This is a genomic window from Klebsiella sp. 54 (assembly GCF_018223875.1).
Lineage (GTDB): Bacteria > Pseudomonadota > Gammaproteobacteria > Enterobacterales > Enterobacteriaceae > Klebsiella > Klebsiella quasipneumoniae.
This window is the reverse complement of sequence record NZ_JAGRRA010000002.1, coordinates 367036-387819: the sequence shown is the minus strand read 5'-3', so window position 1 is coordinate 387819 and position 20784 is coordinate 367036. Positions and strand designations below refer to the sequence as shown.

General features: G+C 63.7%; 14 protein-coding genes. 4 read left to right on the top strand and 10 right to left on the bottom strand.

What is annotated here, in order from left to right; translation table 11 throughout:
- The first annotated feature begins 116 nt into the window (after positions 1–116).
- Positions 117–1580, top strand: a complete 1464-nt coding sequence (locus tag KHQ24_RS03520; protein ID WP_096833610.1) for a PLP-dependent aminotransferase family protein — start codon at positions 117–119, stop codon at positions 1578–1580.
- On the opposite strand, the gene KHQ24_RS03515 is transcribed toward KHQ24_RS03520, so the two are convergent.
- Entirely contained in the window at positions 1577–2911 is a 1335-nt protein-coding gene (locus KHQ24_RS03515) for a PLP-dependent aminotransferase family protein (protein ID WP_064178048.1), read from the bottom strand. The two genes, KHQ24_RS03520 and KHQ24_RS03515, sit on opposite strands and share 4 nt — an antisense overlap.
- Positions 2912–3035: 124 nt before the next feature.
- Here KHQ24_RS03515 and KHQ24_RS03510 point away from each other — a divergent pair, with 124 nt between their 5' ends.
- Positions 3036–3944, top strand: a complete 909-nt coding sequence (locus tag KHQ24_RS03510; protein ID WP_211777252.1) for a DMT family transporter — start codon at positions 3036–3038, stop codon at positions 3942–3944.
- Between the two features lie 106 nt (positions 3945–4050).
- On the opposite strand, the gene KHQ24_RS03505 is transcribed toward KHQ24_RS03510, so the two are convergent.
- The 6 genes from KHQ24_RS03505 to KHQ24_RS03480 all read right to left on the bottom strand — a co-directional run bounded on the left by KHQ24_RS03505 (position 4051) and on the right by KHQ24_RS03480 (position 10990).
- Positions 4051–5319, bottom strand: coding sequence for a Zn-dependent hydrolase (locus KHQ24_RS03505; RefSeq protein WP_032455679.1), 1269 nt, complete (start codon positions 5317–5319; stop codon positions 4051–4053).
- Positions 5320–5413: 94 nt separating this feature from the next.
- Positions 5414–6424 (bottom strand): ABC transporter ATP-binding protein, encoded by a 1011-nt coding sequence (locus tag KHQ24_RS03500; protein WP_004202512.1) that lies wholly within the window; start codon positions 6422–6424, stop codon positions 5414–5416.
- Positions 6414–7451 (bottom strand): ABC transporter ATP-binding protein, encoded by a 1038-nt coding sequence (locus tag KHQ24_RS03495; protein ID WP_017899021.1) that lies wholly within the window; start codon positions 7449–7451, stop codon positions 6414–6416. The genes KHQ24_RS03500 and KHQ24_RS03495 overlap by 11 nt, the downstream gene beginning before the upstream one ends.
- Before the next feature lie 3 nt (positions 7452–7454).
- The gene (locus tag KHQ24_RS03490; RefSeq protein ID WP_032455678.1) at positions 7455–8348 is read right to left on the bottom strand and encodes an ABC transporter permease; all 894 of its coding nucleotides are present in this window, start codon (positions 8346–8348) and stop codon (positions 7455–7457) included.
- A gap of 2 nt (positions 8349–8350) precedes the next feature.
- Positions 8351–9304: an ABC transporter permease gene (locus tag KHQ24_RS03485; RefSeq protein WP_017899019.1), complete on the bottom strand. Its 954-nt coding sequence runs from the start codon at positions 9302–9304 to the stop codon at positions 8351–8353.
- 18 nt (positions 9305–9322) lie between these two features.
- A complete protein-coding gene (locus tag KHQ24_RS03480; protein WP_048323285.1) occupies positions 9323–10990 on the bottom strand; it encodes an ABC transporter substrate-binding protein in 1668 nt (555 codons plus the stop codon).
- 326 nt (positions 10991–11316) lie between these two features.
- Between KHQ24_RS03480 and KHQ24_RS03475 the strand changes: the two genes are divergently transcribed.
- The gene (locus KHQ24_RS03475) at positions 11317–12432 is read left to right on the top strand and encodes a YbdK family carboxylate-amine ligase (RefSeq protein WP_004202501.1); all 1116 of its coding nucleotides are present in this window, start codon (positions 11317–11319) and stop codon (positions 12430–12432) included.
- A 47-nt stretch (positions 12433–12479) separates the two neighbouring features.
- Positions 12480–13199, top strand: coding sequence for a phosphodiester glycosidase family protein (locus KHQ24_RS03470; RefSeq protein WP_017899017.1), 720 nt, complete (start codon positions 12480–12482; stop codon positions 13197–13199).
- Positions 13200–13547: 348 nt separating this feature from the next.
- Here KHQ24_RS03470 and KHQ24_RS03465 read toward each other — a convergent pair whose 3' ends face one another.
- From KHQ24_RS03465 to KHQ24_RS03455, 3 genes are read right to left on the bottom strand one after another with little or no spacing between them, the layout of a single operon-like run.
- Positions 13548–16640, bottom strand: a complete 3093-nt coding sequence (locus KHQ24_RS03465) for an efflux RND transporter permease subunit (RefSeq protein WP_211777123.1) — start codon at positions 16638–16640, stop codon at positions 13548–13550.
- A 13-nt stretch (positions 16641–16653) separates the two neighbouring features.
- Positions 16654–17733 (bottom strand): efflux RND transporter periplasmic adaptor subunit, encoded by a 1080-nt coding sequence (locus KHQ24_RS03460; RefSeq protein ID WP_211777122.1) that lies wholly within the window; start codon positions 17731–17733, stop codon positions 16654–16656.
- A gap of 52 nt (positions 17734–17785) precedes the next feature.
- Positions 17786–20509, bottom strand: a complete 2724-nt coding sequence (locus KHQ24_RS03455) for a cation-transporting P-type ATPase (RefSeq protein WP_211777121.1) — start codon at positions 20507–20509, stop codon at positions 17786–17788.
- Between the last annotated feature and the right edge of the window lie 275 nt (positions 20510–20784).

Below are 20784 nucleotides of genomic sequence, written 5' to 3'. Positions count from 1 at the left end.
GCAATTCCGTATAGAGCCAGATGGGCCGCATCGCTGTGTCAGATGGCGGAAGGGTGGTATGGAATTTGCTGAGCTTAGCGGGTGGTCGCGATGCGTTATTGCCAGAGGAGCCCCGTATGATCCGTCACCTGTTACACGTTGATTTTGAGCCTGGTCGCGGTTTGCAGGAGCAGGTGCGAGAGACGCTGGTGAATGCCATTCTCAGCGGGATCTTCGCCGCCGACACCCCGCTGCCCTCCTGCCGCCAGCTGGCCAGCCAGCTGCGCGTCTCGCGCAACACCACCGCCCTGGTGTTCGAAAGTCTGGTCAACGAGGGCTACCTGATTAGCCGCCCGCGAAGTGGTTACTACCTGCACCCCCACTATCACGATGCTTCACCTGCCGCGGTCGAGAGTGCACCGCAGCGCGAAGCGGCTGCACCACGCTGGGGCGACCGGCTGCAGATGACCCCCAGCCAGCAGGAGTCGATCCTCAAACCGGCGGGCTGGATGCACTACCGCTACCCGTTTATCTACGGCCAGCCCGATACCCGTCAGTTCCCGCTGGCCACCTGGCGCTCGGCGGCGAACTGGCTGCACGGCGGGGTGCGCGACCCGGCGTGGGTCATCGACCATATTGACCAGGATGTGCCGATGCTCATCGAGCAGATCCGCACCCGGGTGCTGCCCAAGCGCGGCATTGTCGCCGCCCCGGACGAAATTCTCATCACCCTGGGCTCGCAAAACGCCCTCTACCTGCTGACCCGGCTGCTGCTCTCCTCCACCACCCGCATTGGCGTCGAAAACCCCTGCTTTCGCGAAGCCATCAACACCTTTCTGCTCGCCGACGCCGAGGTGGTGCCGCACCCGGTGGATGAAGAGGGGATCGTGCTTAACGAACGTCCCTGCGATTACTACTATGTCACCCCCGGCCACCAGGTGCCCACCGGGGTGGCAATGAGCAGCGCGCGGCGTCGCCAGCTGCTGGAGCATGCCGCCCGCCATGACGCGGTGATCATTGAAGATGATTATGACTCGGAGAGTAACTTTACCCTCAACCCGCTGCCGGCGCTGAAGGCCAGCGACCGCAGCGGCCGGGTGGTGTATGTCAGCAGCCTGTCAAAGGCGCTATCGCCGGGGCTGCGGCTGGGATTTATGGTCGCCGACCCGGACCTGATCGACGAGGCGCGCGCCCTGCGCCGGTTGGTCTATCGCCATCCGCCGACCAACATTCAGTACCAGATGGCCCATTTCCTCGCCCAGGGACATTATGAAACCCATCTGCGGCGCTACCACTACGACTCCGCCCAGCGCTGGGAGCGCCTGCACGCCGCCCTGCAGCGCTATCTGCCGTCCTGTCGCGCGCTGGCGGGGAGCGAACACGCTAACGCCTTCTGGCTGCAGACCCCGGCGCAGATCAACACCCAGCAGCTCACCTGGCGCGCCGCCCACGCCGGCGTGCTGATTGAGCCCGGGGCGCGCCATTTTCTCAGCGCCGCGCCGCCGGATAACTACTTTCGCATGGGATTCCACGCCATTAACCCCGACGCCATCGCCCAGGGGGTGGAGGTCCTGCGCGGCCAGCTGGAGCAGATGGGTTAGCGAAATTGTTCGTACTCAACGGCATCGCGCACGCTGAGCAGCGCCGGGCGCAGACTGTCGAAAGGCACCGATCCGAGCGCAATGCGCAGCGCCTGTGGAATCGTGGCGGAGACGCAGAACGGCTCGGCGGTCGACACCGAAATACGCTGTTCCATCAGCGCGTTCGCCAGCCGATCGGCCCGGCTCTCTTCCCCCAGAGGCAGCCAGACGAAGTACGAATCGGGATGACTGACAACGGGAAGCCCACAAAGCACCTCGCGGGCCACCTGTTGCCGCTGCCGCGCATCCTGGCGTTTCTGTGTTTCAAAGCGGGCCACCGTGCCATCTTCAATCCAGGCGCAGATCAGCGAACTTATCAGCGTCGGCGTATTCCACGTCGTGGCCCGGATGGCGCGCTCAATCTCCGGCCGATAGCGCGGCGGAGAAATCACCACCCCCACGCGCAGTCCGGTGGCGATATTTTTCGAAAATCCGGTGACATACACCGTTCTTTCCGGCGCATAGCTGACCACCGGCGGCGGCGGGCGGCTCACCAGCCTGGCGTAAGCCGCATCTTCAATAATCAGCAGATCGTGCTGGCGCGCGAGGTCGGCCAGCGCCTGCCGCTGCCCGGCGTTGAGCACCCAGCCCAGCGGATTGTGCAGCGTCGGCATGGTATACACCGCCCGCACTCGCCGCTGCTGGCACAGCGCATGAAGCGCCTGCAGGTCCGGCCCCTCGGCCCCACAGGGGATGGCCGCCAGCTCCAGATGATAGAGCGCCGCCAGAACCTTGAAGCCCGAATAGGTCAGAGCATCAACCGCCACCACATCGCCCGGACGTAACAGCCCCATAACGGTCACCGCCAGCCCGTGCTGTGCGCCGTTAACGATCAGGACATTTTCCGCGGCCGGCGCAAAGTGTCGGCAGGTCAAATGGCGGGCGATAATGTCCCGCTCGGCGAGCCGCCCGGCGTGAGGCTGATAGCGCAGATGCGAATCAATATCGCCCGCCATCGCCAGCTGCCTGAGCGCCTCGCGCAGCGCATCGCCCTGCGCCGGCAGCGAAGGGTAGTTGAAGTTAAGATCCACGACGTCAGCGGCCACCACCTGCTGATCGACCCCATGCCCCGGCGGCAGCGCGAGGTCGCGCACGAAGGTGCCGCGGCCGGTTTCGCCGCTAACCAGCCCCATCTCTTCCAGTTCACGGTAGACGCGGGTGGCGGTGGCCAGCGAGAGGCGTTCATCGGCGGCAAGGGTACGGTGCGTTGGCAGACGGCTGCCGGCGGGCAGCTGCCCGCTGCGGATCGCCTGCGCGTATCGGTCGACAACGGCTTTGTATCGAGCTTTCATCGTGAAATGTATCTATGACAATAATTTGATTGTATCAGATTGGCCACATTACCATCGCCACTGACGATGCTCAAGCGGGCGCAGCCCAATCAGATAACGCGAGGTTAACGTGGTAGATTCAATATTGGATAAATCGGCGCCCGGTCCCTGGTCCGGATGGTTTCATGGTTTACTGGGGGTGATTATTTTTAGCGGTTCCCTGCCCGCGACGCGGCTGGCGGTGCAGGATATGGATCCGTTGTTATTGACCTTTCTGCGCGCCTCCATCGCCGGGCTGCTTGCCATCGCCCTGCTGGTCGGCTTTCGCCAGAAACGCCCGCGCCTGGTGCAGCTTGTGCCCTTGATCATCGTCTCATCAGGGGTGGTGATCGGCTTTCCCCTGCTCACGGCGCTGGCCCTGCAGCGCATCACCTCGGCGCATTCGATTGTGTTTATTGGTCTGCTGCCGCTGATGACCGCTATTTTTGGTGTGCTGCGCGGCGGCGAGCGTCCACAGCGCGCTTTCTGGATCTTTTCGCTGCTGGGCAGCCTGCTGGTGATGGGATTCGCCCTGACGCAAAGTGCGGCGACGTCGCTCAGCGGCGATCTGCTGATGCTGGCGGCAGTTATCGCCTGCGGCCTCGGCTATGCGGAAGGGGCGAAGCTGACGCGGGAGCTCGGCGGCTGGCAGGTGATCTGCTGGGCGCTGGTGATTGCCCTGCCGTTGATGCTCCCCGCCTCGCTGATGGTTCAGCCTGCGTCCTGGCATGCCATATCGGCCTCCTCCTGGACCGCGCTCGGCTATGTGTCGCTCTTCAGTATGCTGATCGGTTTTATCTTCTGGTACAAAGGGCTGGCCGCGGGCGGGATCGCCGCCGTCGGCCAGCTCCAGCTATTGCAGCCGTTCTTCGGGCTTGGCCTGTCGGCGGCGCTGTTGCACGAAACCGTCAGCCCCTTGATGCTGGCGGTTACCCTCGGCGTGGTGCTGTGCGTGATGGGCTCGCGCAAATGTGGCCGCCGGCGGGTTAGCGCAGAGAGCAGGAGCAGTGATTGACCGCCCCTACATCCGCCGTCCCGGGTTTCGGCGGCGTAACCGCTGACCCGGGCTACCACATGACAAACGGCTGGAAACAGGTCGCCCCGCCGGGGAGGGCGACCGCCTACAGCGGCCGCGCGTACTGGAGCATCACCTGCAGCAGCACGTTGGCGCCGGCGGCGACGTGCTCCGGCGAGGCATACTCCATTTCGTTATGGCTGATCCCATCCTTGCAGGGGATAAAAATCATCCCGGTCGGCGCCAGGTAGCTCATATACACTGCGTCATGCCCGGCGCCGGAGACGATCGGCCGCGCCGGGTAGCCCAGCCGCTGCGCGGCATCGGCAATGGCCTGCTGGCATTCGCCATCGAAGGGCGCCGCCGGATAGTGGCTCACCTGCTTCAGGGCCACCTGCAGACCGCTTTCCCGCTCAACCTCCGCGATAAACGCCCGCAGCTGGCGATCCATTTCATCCACCAGCGCATCGCTGAGATTGCGCATATCAATGGAGAAGGTGACCTCTCCGGGCACCACGTTGCGGCTGTTGGGCCACACCTGCACGCTGCCGACGGTGCCGCGTCCCTCTTCGCTGCGTCCGGCAATGGCTACCACCTCCTGCATAATGCGGGTCGCCACCTGCAGGGCATCCTGACGCAGGCGCATCGGCGTGGGCCCGGCATGCGACGCCTGACCGGTCACCACGCAGTCGTACCAGCGGATCCCCAGCACGCCCTGCACGATACCGATGGTTTTCGCTTCATCTTCGAGAATCGGCCCCTGCTCAATGTGCGCCTCAAAATAGGCGCCTACGGGATGCTCTCCCGGGGTCTGCTCGCCGATATAGCCGATCTGCGCCAGCGCCTCGCCGACGCTGACGCCCTCTTTATCCGTGACGGCCCAGGTCTCCTCCAGCGGGAAGACCCCGGCAAAGACCCCGGAGCCCATCATCACCGGCACAAAGCGCGACCCCTCTTCGTTGGTCCAGAACACCACCTCAATCGGCGCCTCGGTGGCAATCTGCAGATCGTTGAGCGTGCGCACCACCTCCAGCGCCGCCAGCACGCCGTAGTTGCCGTCAAATTTGCCGCCGGTGGGCTGGGTGTCGATATGGCTGCCAGAGACGATGGGCGGCAGGCTGGGGTTGCGCCCTTCCCGACGCATAAACACATTGCCGATTTTATCGATGGTGACGCTCATCCCGGCCTCCCGCGCCCAGCCAATCACCCGGTCCCGCCCCTGACGGTCGAGGTCGGTGAGGGTCAGACGGCGGCAGCCGCCCTTCGGCGTGGCGCCGATCTGCGCGAGATCCATTAACGACGCCCACAGGCGGTCGCCATTGATACGCCAGCCGGTGGTGTCGGTCGCGGGGGTAAAAAGTACATCACAGCTCATGGTGGTCTCCTGACATCAAGGTCGCCGCCAGCGCAACCGGCGGTGGGAAAAAAGGCATCAGCGCCTGGTCTTCATCGTGGTGTGTTGCCGCCGGTCAGACGGCCAGGGCCTGCGCGTTGGCGTCAATCGCCAGCTCGCGCCAGCGGTGGCAACTCACCGCGTGGCGCTCCGCGACGGATTCCGTCGGCGGCAGGCTCTGCTCGCAGACCGGGCGACGGTGCGGGCAGCGCTCGGCAAAGGCGCAGCCGGGCGGCAAGCGCGCCAGATCCGGCGGCGCGCCGGGAATGCAGTGCAGGGCATCGCCTTTCTTAAGCCCCTCTTTCGGCCGGCTGCCCAGCAGCACCCGGGTATAAGGATGGCGTGGGTGGCGCAGGATCTCACTCATAGAAGCCTCCTCGACGATCCGCCCGGCGTACATCACCGCCACCCGGTCGGCGATCTCCACCGCGGCGCCGATGTCGTGGGTCACAAACACGATCGACAGCCCGCGCTGCTTTTGCTGCTCGCGCAGCAGGATCAGGATCTGGATTTGCACCGTGGCGTCGAGGGCGGTGGTCGGCTCATCCGCCAGCAGCAGCTGCGGGTTACAGGAGAGCGCGAGGGCGATCATCGCCCGCTGGCGCATCCCGCCGGACATCTCGTGCGGGTAAGCGTCCAGCCGCCGCTCGGGGCTGGGAATGCGCACCTGGCGCAGGGCCTCCAGTGCCCTGTCCCGGGCCGCCTGGCGCGACAGCCCTTCGTGGCGACGCAGCCCTTCAGTAATCTGCTGCCCAACGGTGTAGACCGGGTCGAAGGCCAGTAGCGGCTCCTGAAAAATCATCGCGCAGCGCCCGCCGCGGTAGCGCCGCAGCTGGCTGGCGCTCATCGTCAGCACCGCGTCGTCACCCACCCGCAGGGTGCCGGAGAGCTCACTGCTCCCCGGCGGGTGCAGGCGCATCAGCGCCCGCAGGGTCACGCTCTTGCCGGAACCCGACTCGCCAATCAGCGCCATCACCTCCCCCTTTTGTACGTCAAAGGAGACCCCGTTGACCGCGTTGATGGTCTGCCCGTCGCGGCGAAAGACGACCCGCAGGTCGCGCACATGGACAAAGGCGTTATCCGACATGGCTGACCTCCTTAAGGGGGATGCTCTGATGCCAGAGCGAGGCCGGCTGCGCCATCAGGCAGGCGCTCTGGTGCCCCTCCCCGACCGCCTCCAGCCGCGGTTTCACTTCGGCGCAGACCGCCTTCGCATGCGGGCAGCGGGTGTGAAAGCGACAGCCGCTCGGCGGCGCGATGGGGCTGGGGGGATCGCCGCTCAGCGGCGAGGTCAGGGTGCGGTGTTCCGGGTCCATGGAGGGCATGGAGCTTAACAGCGCCCGGGTATAGGGGTGGGCGGAGGCGGTAAACAGCTGCTCCGCCGGGCCGATCTCTACCACTTCGCCAAGGTACATAACGAGGATCCGATCCGACAGCCAGCGAACCACGTGCAGATCGTGGCTGATAAACACATAGGTCAGCTCGAGGGTGCGTTTTAGCTCCTGCAGCAGCTGCAGCACCTGGGCTTCCACCGATTTATCCAGCGCCGACACCGCCTCATCAAGAATGACCAGCCGCGGCTTCATCGCCAGCGCGCGGGCGATATTCACCCGCTGCCGCTGGCCGCCGGAGAGCGCATGCGGGTAGCGGTCGGCAAAGCGCGCCGGTTCAAGGCCGACGTGCGCCAGCAGATAGCGGGCGTATTCGCTGGCCTCTCTGGCGCTGACGCCGTGGACGCGCTGGCCGAAGGCGATGCTCTCCTCCATGGTCATGCGCGGATTGAGCGAGGCATAGCTATCCTGGAAAACCATCTGCACCTGGCGACGGTAGGCTTTCATGGGCAGACGCGACGAGCCAACCTCCAGCCCGTCGAAGATCAGTTCGCCGCTGTCCTGGGTGAGCAGCTGCATCAGCAGTCGGGCGGTGGTCGATTTGCCGCAGCCCGACTCGCCGACCACCCCCAGGGTTTCACCTTTCATCACCGTGAAGCTGATATCGTCCACCGCCTGGACCACCTCCCGGCCTTTGCCGCCGCGGAAGTACTTCAGCAGATGATTGACCTTCAGCAGCGGCTGCGCCGGCCCGCCGAGATCGATATTGATAAAGGGTTGCATCGCTTACTCCTTAATCGCCATTGCCGCACGCAGGCGGTCCGCGAGGATATTGAACGAAATGGAGGTGATAAAAATCATCAGGCCCGGCAGGGCGGCCACCCACGGCTGGGTATAGATTGCCGTGCGCAGGGTATTGAGCATCAGCCCCCACTCGGGCTCCGGCGGCCGCACGCCGAGGCCGAGAAACGACAGGCCGGAGGCGAGGATCATGCACACCGAAATCAGCCCGGTGGAGAAGACGAAGATCGGCCCGAGCACGTTACCCAGCACCTGGACGCGGATAATGGTCAACGCGCTGGCGCCGGTGGCCCGGGCGGCGTCGATATAGTCCATATGCCGTACCTGGGCGGTCACGCTCTCGGCAATCCGCGCCACCTGCGGGACAAACACCAGGGTCAGCGACAGCAGCGCATTGCCGATGCCCGCCCCCAGCGCCCCCGACAGCGCAATCGCCAGCAGGACCGAGGGAAAGGCATAGAACACATCCACGGTGCGCATAATCACGGTATTGATTTTGCCGCCCATGTAGCCGGCGATGATCCCGATGGCGCCGCCGATAAAAAAGGCGAACACCACCGGGACAATCCCCATAAACAGCGACAGCCGGGTGCCGAGAATCAGTCGCGACAGCATGTCGCGCCCCAGCTCATCAGAGCCCAGCGGGAAGCCGTCGCTGCCGATGGGCTTCAGGCGCAGGAACATCGACGTTTGATAGGGGTCTTTGACGATAAGCCATGGCCCTAACAGCGCCAGGGCCAGCAGCAGGAGGATCACTACCCCCACCACCACGCCGCCGGGATCGCGCAGTAAGCGGCGCAGCACGCCGCGCCAGTAACCTTGCCGGGAAGCGTTGGCCGGCGCGGCCGGGACCGCTTTCGTCGTTGCCGTATCCACCATGGTCAGCTCCTCTTAATGCGCGGGTCGAGGGTGGCCTGCAGAATATCCACCAACAGGTTGAGCAACACGAAAAACAGCGCCAGCACCCAGATGGTGCCCTGCAGTAGGGGCAGGTCGCGCTGAAAAATGGCGGTGTTGAGCAGCAGCCCGGTCCCCGGCCAGGAGAAGACAGTCTCCACGAGGATCGAGCCGCCCATCAGATAGCCCACCTGCAGCCCCATCACCGCCAGCGCGGTTGGCGCGGCATTTTTCATGACGTGGACGAAGATGCGCGATTCGTTAAGGCCGCGGGCGCGCAGGCCAACGATAAACTCCTGGCTGAGGATATCGGCTACCTGCGAGCGCACGGTGCGGGCGATAATCCCGGTCGGGATCACCGACAGCGTGATGGCCGGCAGCAGCATGAACTGCAGGTGCGCCCAGTCCCATTGCCAGCCCACCTCGCCTATCGGCCCGCCGCCGGTGGCCGGCAGCAGCGCGAACTTGACGCTGCAGAGGATCACCAACAGCATCCCCAGCCAGTAATGCGGCACGCTGACGCCAAACACCGACAACACCGAGGCCAGACGGTCAATGACGCTGTTGCGAAAATAGCCGGCGACAAAGCCAAACAGGCTGCCGAGGACGAAGCCGATCGCCGTCGCCAGCAGCGCCAGGCGCAGGGAGTAAGCCACTGCGGTCATCACCTCGTCTATCACCGGGCGGCCGGTGGCGACCGACATACCGAGGTCGCCGTGCAGCGCCCGCCACAGCCAGTGGATAAACTGCAGAGGCAGCGGCTTATCAAAGCCGTAGGCCTGCATCAGCGTCTGGCGCAGCGCCTCCGAGGCGTCCGGCGGCATCACCGACACCAGCGGGTCGCCCGGCGCGATCTGCACCAGCATGAAACAGATCACCGCCACCCCAAGCATGGTGGGGATAGCCAGCAGAATGCGGTATAGCAGCGTATTGATCATCGGTTGCCCCTTTCGCGATTACTCTTTTTTGCTCACCAGGCTGAGGTCGATAAACCAGCTCTGCGGTTGCACCACTCCGGTCACCGCGGGCGAAATCGCGCGCGGCCCGACGTCGTGGGCGACAAACAGGAACGGCACCTGATCCACCAGCGCGGCGTGCAGATCGCCGGCGGCTTTATTCATCGCTTCCGGGGTAAAGGCGTGCTTGACGGCGGCGGCGAGTTTTTCCGTCTCTGGGGTGGCGAAGTAGCCCCAGTTGGTCGCCACCGGCGGAAACGCTTTGGCGGTCGAGAAGCGGATCAGGCCAAAATAGGGATCATTGACCGCGGCGCTGACGTTGATCGCGTCGATCCCTTTTGCCGAGGGATCCCGGGCGCCCAGGCGCCAGTTGGTGAACAGGGTGTTCCATTCCACCACTTTAATATCCACATTGAAGAAGCAGCTCTTCAGGCTCTGCTGGATATACTCGTTCATCGGCAAAGGCTGCATCTGCCCGGAGCCGGAGGCCGAGGTGGCCACCGTGACGTGCAGCGGCTTGCCGGCGCTGTATCCAGCCTCGGTCATCAGCTGACGGGCGGCGTCCGGGTCATATTTGATCTGGAAGGTGGGTTTGCCATGCCACGGGCTGTCGGCCTCGTAGACCCCGGTGGCCTCGGTCATGTAGCCGCCGAGGTAGCTTTTCAGCTCGGCGCGGTTCAGACACAGGTTGGCCGCTTTGCGCACCCGAATGTCCTGCCACGGCGATCCTTTTTCAAAGGAGAACTGCCAGGGCCACAGGTGCGGCTGGGTGTTGGCGTAAAGGTGAAAACCCTGAGACTTGATCTGATCGATGGCGTCCGGCGCCGGGGCTTCAATCCAGTCCACCTGCTTCGACAGCAGCGCCGCGGTGCGGGCGTTGGCCTCCGGCAAAGGGATCAGCACCACCTTATCCACCCGGGGAATGCGATCTTTGTTCCAGTAGTCGGGGTTTTTCGCGAGGATCAGCTGCTGACGCGGCACCAGCTTCTCCAGTTTGAACGGGCCGCTGCCCACCGCATGGGCGGCGAAGGCGGTCCATGCCTGTTTGCTGCGCGCGGCGCTATCCCCCGCGCTGGCCGGCACCGCGTCATACTGCTTCTGCCACGCCGTGGGCGAGACAATAAACAGGTTGGTGATGTTGTACGGCAGCAGCGCGTCCGGTTCCGAGGTGGTCAGCGCCACGGTGTGGTCGTCAATTTTCTCCGCGCCGGTGAGGGTCGGCATGCGCGACAGGGTGTTGCCGATCTGCCCCGGGGCGTACTGCGGCGCCGCTTTATTCAGCACCTTATCCACGTTCCAGACGATGGCGTCGGCGTTCACCTCCGTCCCATCATGGAACCTGACGCCCGGACGCAAGGTGAAAATCCAGCGGCTGGTGTTCTGCGGATCGATGTGCCACTCGGTCGCCAGCCCCGGCACCAGACCGCTGGGCTTTTCACCTTGCGACAGATCCCACTCCACCAGCGCGTCGTACAGCGGGATGCCGGTAAAGCGGTTGCCCTCATAGCCCTGATCCGGCTGGCCGAGGGTTAACGGAATATCCGCGGCGGTCATGGCGATCCGCAGCGTGGAGGCGTTGGCAGGTAAGGCGGCGCCCGCCAGGGCCAGTGCGCCGCTCACCGCCACGGCGAGACGACCGGCACGCGAAAATAACGTCTTTTTGTGCATCACATGATCCCTGTTAAATAAAGTGTCACGGATTAACAGGCAAAATGCGTACCAGCTCTTACGCGGGCGATAATAGGCCAAAACCGACCGGTAAAATAAGAAGGACTTATATTATCACCATGATAATTATGGGAAAATAATTGCACCTTATTCCGTCGCACCGCCAGCGGGAAATATGTTGCAGAATTGCACCAGCCGCTATATGGCAAATTTCAAATAATCACTCTGCGTCACTTTTTTATTCATCCCCGTCCTCCGCCGCCGCGTATTCTCCCTCGGGATCAATCCCTTCTATACTTCAGGGAACACATCGACCGGGAGAGACTATGCCTTTAGCCGATTTTCACCGCTCCGATCCTTTTACCCTCGGTATCGAACTGGAGCTGCAGGTGGTGAACCCGCCAGGTTACGACCTCAGCCAGGATGCCTCGACGCTGATTGCCGACGTCCAGCATGAGCTGACCGTGGGAGAAGCCAAGCACGATATCACCGAGAGCATGCTGGAGATCGCCACCGGGGTGTGCCGCGACATCAGCCATGCGCAAATCCAGCTCAGCGCCATCCAGCAGGCGGTCCAGCGCGCGGCGCTGCATCATCATCTGCAGATCTGCGGCGGGGGTTCCCACCCCTTTCATGCCTGGCAGCGCCAGCAGATCAGCGACAATCCGCGCTATGTCAAAACCGTCGAGCATTTTGGCTATCTGGCGCAGCAGGCGACGGTCTTTGGCCAGCATGTGCACGTCGGCTGCCAGAGCGGCGACGACGCCATCTATCTGCTGCACGGCTTGTCGCGCTTTGTGCCGCACTTCATCGCCCTCAACGCCGCCTCGCCGTGGTTCGACAGCACCGACAGCCGCTTCGCCTGTTCGCGCCTCAACCGCTTCTCCTCTTATCCCGACAACGGTCCGATGCCGTGGGTGGCCGACTGGCAGGGGTTTCGTCGCCTGTTCCGCCAGCTGAGCTACACCAGCATGATCGACAGCATGAAGGATCTGCACTGGGATATTCGCCCCAGCCCGCAGTTTGGGACCGTCGAGGTGCGGGTGATGGACACTCCTCTGACCCTCGCCCAGGCGATCCATATCGCCGGCTTTATACAGACCCTGGCCTGCTGGCTGTTGACGGAGCGCCCCTTTAAGCACCAGCCTGATGATTATCTGCTGTACCCTTTTAACCGCTATCAGGCCTGCCGCTACGGGCTGGACGGGACCCTTACCGACGTGCGCAGCGGGGAGCAGCGCAGCATCCGCCAGGAGATCCTGCAGCTCGCCGACCGGCTGGCTCCTTTCGCCCATCAGCTGAAGGCGACGGCGGCGCTGGAGGCGGTGGTTCGCCAGGCGAAATCGCCGCACAGCGAGGCGCAGCAGATGCGCGAGTTTATCGCCAACGGCGGTTCGCTTTCCGGGCTGGTGCAAAAACACTGTGAGATTTGGGCGGCATAAGACAGCGAGGCGGGTATACTCGGCGCAGACCATAGAAAGGATTGCCCATGTTATTACGCTGCCTGCTCCCCCTGGCGCTGCTGCCCCTGGCCGCCGTCGCCAGCGCCGCCTGTACCCTCACCGACCCGACGCTAACCCTGCAGAGCTATCGGGTGGATGCGCAGAAAGAGCGCATTGCAATGTACTGGCAGGATCGGCACGGTAAAGCCTGGGGTTCCCTGCGTTCGCTGCTGGCGGGTATCGATGGCGATGGCCGGGTGCAGATGGCGATGAACGGCGGCATTTACGATAAGGCCTACGCGCCGCTGGGGCTGTATATCGAAGACGGCAAACGCCTGACGCCGGTAAACCGCTCCGCCGGCGGCGGGAACTTCTTTATCCGCCCCGGCGGCGTATTCCTGGTGGAGAACGGCCGGGCGAAAATCGTGCCGCTGCCGGCGTACAAACGCTCTCCCGCCATCCGCTATGCGGTGCAGTCCGGCCCGATGCTGATTGAGAATGGCGTCATCAACTGGCGGCTGAAGCCCTCCGCCAGCTCGCGCAAACTGCGCAACGGGGTTGGCATCGATAAGCAAGGCCGGGTGGTGTTTATGCTCAGCGATCGCGAGACCAACTTCTATGATTTTGCCTGCTATGCGCAGTCAAAGCTTGGGGTGCGACAGATGCTTTATCTCGACGGCACCCTGTCGAAGATGTACCGCAAAGGCGGCAGCGTGCCGTGGCAATATCATCCGTTCGTGACCATGATAACGGTGGAGAGGAAATAGCGGGCGCGTTTGGGGGCGGCCATTCCAGCCAGGAGAGTGAATAAATTAACGGCAGGCCGGGCAAGGTATTGCCGCCGTGCCCGATGTCCTTGCCCGGTGGCGCTGCGCTTACCGGGCCTACAGAGTCTGTTCGCTATGATATGGCCCCTGAAATCTACGGGCGTGCAGCAGGGCCGATTCCTGCTGAAATCGGCGAACCGGAGGTCGGCAGATAAGACGGGGCTCACGCCCAAACGCAACGTGAACGCAAAACCCACCCTCACCCTACCCCTCTCCCAAAGGGAGAGGGGACCGCCCGGTAGTCGTTGCAGCCTGGAGTATCCCCGTTACCGACCGGTAGCGCCGCGCTTACCCCCGCCGATGCGCCCACTCGCGCATACGCTGAAACAGCACATACAGCGAAGGAATAAACAGGATGCCAACCATCGTCGCCACCAGCATTCCGCTGAACACCGTGGTGCCGATGATCCGCCGGCTCTGCGCCCCGGCGCCGGTGGCGAGCATCATCGGCATGATGCCGATAATAAACGACACCGCGGTCATCATCACCGCGCGGAAGCGGCGGGTGGCGCCCTCGCGCGCGGCGTCGACTATCGACAATCCCTCTTCGCGCCGGCTGCGGGCAAACTCAACGATCAGAATCGCATTCTTCGCCGCCAGGGCGATCAGCAGCACCAGTCCTATCTGGACATACACATCGTTGGCATAGCCCGCCGTCCACAGCCAGAGCAGCGCTCCGCCGATGGCGAACAGCACCGAAAGCATGACGCTCGCCGGCAGCGTCCAGCTCTCATACTGCGCCACCAGGAACAGCCACGCCATCGCCACCGCCGCCAGCACGATCCACACCGCCTGATTGCCGGTCTGCTGCTCCTGCCAGGAGATGCCGCTCCAGGCGTAGTCATACCCCGGAGGCAGATGGGCCTGCAGAATCTGCTCCATGGCCGCCATCGCCGTACGGCTGCTGACCCCCTCGGCCGCTGAACCGCTCACCGACACGGACGGGAACTGGTTGTACTGCTGAATAAACGGCGCCCCCACCGTCGGCGTAATGGTGACCAGATTGCTCAGCCGCACCCGCTCGCCGTCGCGGCTGCGGACGTACAGCTCGCTAATCTGCTCAGCCCGCTCGCGCCACTGCATCTCATTTTGCATCAGCACATGATAGACACGGTTGTTAAGGCTGAAATCGCCGGCGCGCGTGCCGCCGAACGCCGTCTGCAGGCTGCTGAAGATCTGCGCCACCGGCACATCCAGCAGCGCCGCCCGATCGCGGTCGACCGTCAGGGTCAGCTGCGGCACGTTGCTGCTCCAGGTGGTAAACACCCGGCTCAGCTGCGGATGCTGGTTCGCCAGTTGAAGGATCTCCCGCGTCACCTGCTCCAGCTCCGCCGACGACTGACCGGCCTGCGCCAGGATGCGCAGGTCAAATCCCGAGGCATTGCCCAGGCCCGGCAGGGTCGGCGGCGCGAAGGTCATGATCGTCGCCTCCGGCAGCGACAGCAGCTGGCGCTGGATATCCGCCATCACCGTATCCAGCGGCGGCCGCTGATGCCAGTCCTTGAGCATCACCGAGATAAACCCGCCGTTAGCGGCGCTGGTGCCGTTGAGAATGTTGAAGCCGGACACCTGAATCACATCCTCCACCGCCGGGTTAGCCATCAGCAGCTTGCGCGCCTGGGCCATCACCGCTTCGGTACGCTCCAGCGACGCCGCCTCCGGCAGCTGCACGCTGGCAAACAGGTAACCCTGATCTTCCTGCGGCAGGAAGCCTTTCGGCATTGAGCTAAAGCTGAACGCCACCAGCGCGCCCGCCGCGACCGTCGCCGCCAGCGCCAGCCAGGGGCGGCGGTTCATCCAGCCAACCAGCCGGCCATAGCCGTCGCGGGTGCCGTCGAGGAGACGGTTAAACGCCCGCCACACCGCCGCCGGCCGGGCGGGACGCGGGCGCAGCAGTAGCGCGCAGAGGGCTGGGGTTAGGGTTAACGCCACCAGGCTCGACAGGGCCACCGCGGTGGAGAGCGTCACGGCAAACTGCCGGTACAGCTCGCCGACGATCCCCGGGAGCAGCGCCACCGGCACAAACACCGCCAGCAGCACCAGGGTCGTAGCGATCACCGGCCCGGCGATCTGCCGCAGCGCCTGGGCGGTGGCCTGCAGGCGATCCAGCCCTTCCGCCATTTTGGTTTCCACATTCTCCACCACCACAATGGCGTCATCCACCACCATCGTCAGGGCGAGAATGATCGCGAACAGGCTGAGGGTGTTGGCGCTGTAGCCCAGCAGATAGAGCACCGCAAAGGTGCCGATCAGTGACACAGGGATTGCCAGCACTACGATCAGCGTCGCCCGCCAGCTCTGCAGGAACAGCGACACCACCACGACCACCGCCAGCAGGGTCAGCGCCAGCGAGACGCCGATCTCTTTGATCGTCGCCGCCACAAAGCGGGTGGTATCGAACTTCACCTCCCAGGTGAGATCCGCCGGAAAGCGGGTGTGCAGGCGGTTAAGCTCAGCGCGCACTGCGCTGGCGACCTGCAGGGCATTGGCGGTGGGCGTCGGGTAGATACCCAGATAGGCCGACGCTTTACCGTTCAGCTGCGCGCCGGAGCTGTAGCTGCGGGCGCCCAGCTCAATGGTCGCCACGTCAGCGAGGCGAACCAGCTGCCCCTGCGCGCCGCGGCGGAGGATAATCTCGCCAAAGCTGGCCGCCTCGTTCAGACGCCCCAGCCCGTTGATGGTCAGCGTCTGCTGCTGACCGTTGAATACCGGCGGGGTGCCCACCTGCCCCGCCGCGCCCTGCACATTCTGCTCGCGCAGCGCCTGGGCAACGTCATCCGTGGTGATGTTGAGGGCGTTCATGCGGTCCGGACGCAGCCAGATGCGCATACTGTAATCCCGGGCGCCAAACATCTGCACCTCGCCGACGCCGGGCAGGCGCGCCAGCGCCTCGCGTACCTGGGTGCTGGCGTAGTTACTGACAAACAGCGGCGACAGCGTGCCCAGCGGCGAATAAAGGCTTACCCCCATCAGCAGGTTGCTGGCGCGCTTGCGTACCTGGACCCCATTCTGCTGCACCTCCGGCGGGAGCTGCGCCAGCGCCTGCGACACCCGGTTTTGCACGTCGATCGCCGCCAGGTCGGCATCGGTGCCCGCCGCGAAGGTAATACTCAGGCGGTACGTTCCCTCATCCGAGCTGGTGGACTCCATATACAGCATATGATCGACGCCGTTGAGCTGGGTCTCCAGCGGGGCGGCGATAGCCTCCGCCACGTCTGACGCGCTGGCGCCTGGCCAGCTGGCGGTAACGTTCACCACCGGAGGCGTGATCGCCGGGTACTGCTCCACCGGGATCAGCTTCAGCGACACCGCGCCGACAAAGGTCAGCAGCAGCGCGATCACCATGGCAAATCGCGGACGACGGATAAAAAAGGTCAGCATCCCTTCTCCTTACTTAGTTCAGCACCTGTACCGCGGCGCCTTCGCGTAAACGCTGCGCGCCGTCGGTGATCACCTGCTCGCCCGCCTGCAGCCCTTTCTCAACCGCAAACTGCTGCCCCTGCTGTCCCGCGAGGGTCAGACGACGCTGCCCGGCGGTATGGTCCGGCTTCAGCACCCAGCTGAAAAAGCCCTGCGGATCCTGCTGCACGGCGGCGGCCGGGATCATCACCCGTGACTGCAGCTCCTGCGGACGGAACAGGATTGTTACGCTGCCGCCCGGCAGCAGACGGTGCTGCGGATTGGCGAACTCCGCCCGCACCGCCACGCTGCCGGTGCGGGCGTCAATCCGGTTATCGATGGAGGTCAACACCCCATCGCGCCGTTTGCCATCCACGTCAATCTGCGCCAGCCACGCCTGCTTCAGAGCGTGGATGTCGGCATGCTGGCCGGTTTTGCTGAAAAACGCGGCTTCGTCGAGGGCGAACGAGACCCGCACCGGATCCAGCTGCACAATGTCCACCAGCACTCCGCTGGATGGGTTAATCAGCGTCCCGACGTGAAGGGCGCTGTGGCCCACCCGTCCGGTCACCGGCGCCGCAATCCGGGTATAACTGAGCACAATCTGCTGGGCCTCGACGCGGGCTTTCGCCTGCTGCACGGCAGCGGCGGCGACGTCGCGCTGCATCCGGGCTGTGTCGACGTCGTTGCGGCTGATGGAGTGGTTGTTGATGAGTCGCTCGTAGCGAGTGAGCAGCTGTTGCGACTGGCGTAATGAGGCCTCTGCGCTTTTCAGCTCGGCCTGCGCCAGGGCCAGCGCCGCGCGGGGCTGTGCGTCGTCGAGGGTAAACAGCAGGTCGCCCTCGGTCACATACTGCCCGTCCTGGAAGTGGCGCTGAACAATCACCCCTTCGGTGCGCGCGCGAATGTCGACGGCGCGGATTGCCTCGACCCGTCCGGGGATGGCGCGTTCTTCAGCATGAGGAGCCAGTTCGGCCGTGGCGACGCGGACCGGCACCGCCGGCGCGGCGGTGGCCGTCAGGGCGCTGCTGGCCAGGGCGCTAGCCAGCAGCGCAAAGCGGAAGGTTTTAATCATAGGGGATCCTTGCGACAGTAACGCGCGCCTGCGGCGAGGCGCGCGAGATCGATCAGGCCGTTTTGCGGAACCGGCGCGTCAGACGCTTCTCGATTTCCACCACCAGGAACATGGCGATGCCGATGACCAGGGTGACCAACCAGTAGCGCAGCGGCAGCGCTTCCGTGCCAAACATGTTCTGCATCAGCGGGACATAGATAATCACCAGCTGCATCAGCAGCAGGACACCGGTCACCAGCCAGATGCCTTTGTTGCGCAGCAGGCCCATGCTCAGGGAGAAGCTGTCGCTGCTGCGGCAGTTGATCATGTAGACCCACTGCGCCGTCACCAGCATCTGCAGCAGCACGGTGCGGATAAACTCCGGACTGTGGCCGCGCGGCGCCAGCCAGGCCTCAAGGATAAAGGCGGCAATAGCAATCATAGACCCGACAAAAGCCACCCGCCACACGGCGAAACCATCCATCACGTGCTGGCCGGTTTTACGCGGCGGGCGGTTCATCACGTTGCGCTCCGCGGCCTCAAAGGCCAGGCCGAAGGAGAGCGTCGCCGACGTCGCCATGTTCATCCACAGGATCAGCACCGGGGTCAGCGGAATCATGTTCCCCGCCAGCAGGGCGATGATGATCAGCAGCCCCTGCGCCAGGTTGGTCGGCATGATGAAGAGGATGGTCTTCTTCAGGTTGTCATAGACCCGACGGCCCTCTTTTACCGAGCTGGCGATGGTGGCGAAGTTATCATCGGTCAACACCATGTCAGCCGCCTCTTTGGTGACTTCGGTCCCTTTGATACCCATCGCGATACCCACGTCGGCCTGGCGCAGCGCCGGCGCGTCGTTGACGCCGTCGCCGGTCATGCCGACCACTTCGCCGTTATCCTGCAGGGCTTTCACCAGGCGCAGCTTATGCTCCGGACTGGTGCGGGCAAAGATGTCGTACTCCACCGCCGCCTTCGCCAGCGCCGCATCGTCCATGTGCTCCAGCTGGTAGCCGGTCATGGCCTGGCTGCTGTTGGTGATCCCCAACATCTGGCCGATGCTCATCGCCGTCTGCGGGTGGTCGCCGGTGATCATCTTCACGCGGATGCCGGCGGTCTGGCAGGCGTGGATAGCGTCAATAGCTTCCGGACGCGGCGGATCCATCATTCCGGCGATGCCGAGGAAAATCAGTCCCTCCTGCAGATCCTCATGGTTCAACGTGGTGGCATCAAGGCTGGCCGGCTTACAGGCCGCCGCCACCATGCGCAGCCCCTGACGGGCGAAGCGCGCCATCTCCTCTTCCCAGTACTGCGCCTCGAACGGCACCGCGCCCTGGCGGCTCATCTGCTCACGGCACATGCCGAAGATGACGTCCGGCGCACCGGTGATTAACACCCGGGCATCGCCATCGATGTGCTGCAGCGTGGACATATATTTGTACTGCGAGTCAAAGGGGATCTTGGCCACCAGACGGGCCTCCACCGCCGGGAGCTGCGCTTTCGCCGCCAGCACCTTCAGCGCCCCTTCGGTTGGCCCGCCGGTGATCCCCCACAGGCCGCGCTCATCCTGGATAAGCTGGCTGTCGTTGCACAGGTCGATGGTGCGCAGCCAGGTCTCCAGCACGGTACCCGGCTGAACCTGCACGGGCTCATCGCTCCCCTCAAGGAAGATCCGCCCCTGCGGCTCATAGCTGTCGCCTTCCACCCGGTAGCAGCAGTCGGCGGTGATGATCGCCTTGACGGTCATTTCGTTCATCGTCAGGGTGCCGGTTTTATCCGAGCAGACCACGGTCATGGCGCCGAGGGTTTCCACGGTCGGCAGCTTACGAATAATCGCCCGCTTGCGCGCCATCGTCTGCACGCCGAGCGACAGAATAATTGAAATGATCGCCGGCAGCCCCTCCGGTACCGCGGCCACCGCCAGGCTAATCAGCGACAGCAGCAGCTCGCCCATCGGGATATCCCGCAGCGCGAGGCTGAAGATAAACAGCGCCACCATCATGGCGAGGATAATGACGAAAATCGCTTTGCCGAGCTTATCCATTTGCACCAGCAGCGGGGTGCGGTGCTTCTCAATGCCCGCCATCATCTGGTTAATGTGGCCGAGTTCGGTCTGCGCGCCGGTGGCGGTCACCACGCCGACGCCGCCGCCGGCGCTGACGGTGGTCCCGGAGAAGACCATGTTCACCCGGTCGCCCAACGGCAGGTCGCCTTCCAGCGCGTCGGTGATTTTATCCACCACCGTCGACTCGCCGGTGAGGATCGCCTCTTCCACCCGCAGGTTGTGCGTTTCAATCAGCCGCATGTCCGCCGGCACGCGGTCGCCGGCGCGCAGGATAACGATATCTCCCGGAACCAGGTCGCGCGTCGGGATAGTCTCATGTTTGCCGTTACGCTGGACGCGGGCATCGCTGGAGAGCATGTTGCGGATCCCCTGCAGGGACTTTTCGGCGTTGCTCTCCTGGATATGGCCGATCAGGGCGTTAATCACCGTCACGCCGAGGATCACCAGGGTATCGACCCAGTGCCCCATGATGGCGGTCAGCGCCGCGGCGGCCAGCAGCACGTAAATCAGTACGTCGTTAAAGTGGGCAAGAAAGCGCAGCCAGGCCGGTTTCCCTTTCTTTTCCGGCAGCGCGTTCGGCCCACAGCTATTCAGGCGCTCGGCGGCGTCTGCGGAACTTAACCCAGCGGCCTGGCTTTTGGTCTGCGCCAGCACTGCGTCAACGGTCTGCTGCCAGACCTGCCGTGGCGCGGTGTCGCCCGAGGGCGTCGTAAACTTTGGGTTATTCATCTTGGTCAAATTACATTTTCCTTATAAATTCCGTGAGTCGGAAAGCCTGAAATCATTCCTGGCCAATGCAGTAAAAGGTGGCGAAAAAGCCGATAAAAATGTGAACCAATACAAGCCTAAATTTTTCGCAAAATAAAAAATATGTGGTAAGTTAATTCCACGAGCCAACTATTACAGAATATTAATAAACCAAAACTAAACGAGGTTAAATATGTTTGGAATCTACCGCGGACGCCGTCTTGCGCTGTACATCTTGCTGGCCATCATCGCTGCCACGCTGGTGG

Excerpts from the sequence above, each read along its gene's own strand:
- KHQ24_RS03515 (WP_064178048.1), bottom strand. The coding sequence starts at position 2,911 with ATGAAAGCTCGATACAAAGCCGTTGTCGACCGATACGCGCAGGCGATC.
- KHQ24_RS03470 (WP_017899017.1), top strand. The coding sequence starts at position 12,480 with ATGTTATTACGCTGCCTGCTCCCCCTGGCGCTGCTGCCCCTGGCCGCC.
- KHQ24_RS03520 (WP_096833610.1), top strand. The coding sequence starts at position 117 with ATGATCCGTCACCTGTTACACGTTGATTTTGAGCCTGGTCGCGGTTTG.
- KHQ24_RS03460 (WP_211777122.1), bottom strand. The coding sequence starts at position 17,733 with ATGATTAAAACCTTCCGCTTTGCGCTGCTGGCTAGCGCCCTGGCCAGC.
- KHQ24_RS03480 (WP_048323285.1), bottom strand. The coding sequence starts at position 10,990 with ATGCACAAAAAGACGTTATTTTCGCGTGCCGGTCGTCTCGCCGTGGCG.
- KHQ24_RS03505 (WP_032455679.1), bottom strand. The coding sequence starts at position 5,319 with ATGAGCTGTGATGTACTTTTTACCCCCGCGACCGACACCACCGGCTGG.
- KHQ24_RS03500 (WP_004202512.1), bottom strand. The coding sequence starts at position 6,424 with ATGTCGGATAACGCCTTTGTCCATGTGCGCGACCTGCGGGTCGTCTTT.
- KHQ24_RS03495 (WP_017899021.1), bottom strand. The coding sequence starts at position 7,451 with ATGCAACCCTTTATCAATATCGATCTCGGCGGGCCGGCGCAGCCGCTG.
- KHQ24_RS03490 (WP_032455678.1), bottom strand. The coding sequence starts at position 8,348 with ATGGTGGATACGGCAACGACGAAAGCGGTCCCGGCCGCGCCGGCCAAC.
- KHQ24_RS03485 (WP_017899019.1), bottom strand. The coding sequence starts at position 9,304 with ATGATCAATACGCTGCTATACCGCATTCTGCTGGCTATCCCCACCATG.
- KHQ24_RS03465 (WP_211777123.1), bottom strand. The coding sequence starts at position 16,640 with ATGCTGACCTTTTTTATCCGTCGTCCGCGATTTGCCATGGTGATCGCG.
- KHQ24_RS03475 (WP_004202501.1), top strand. The coding sequence starts at position 11,317 with ATGCCTTTAGCCGATTTTCACCGCTCCGATCCTTTTACCCTCGGTATC.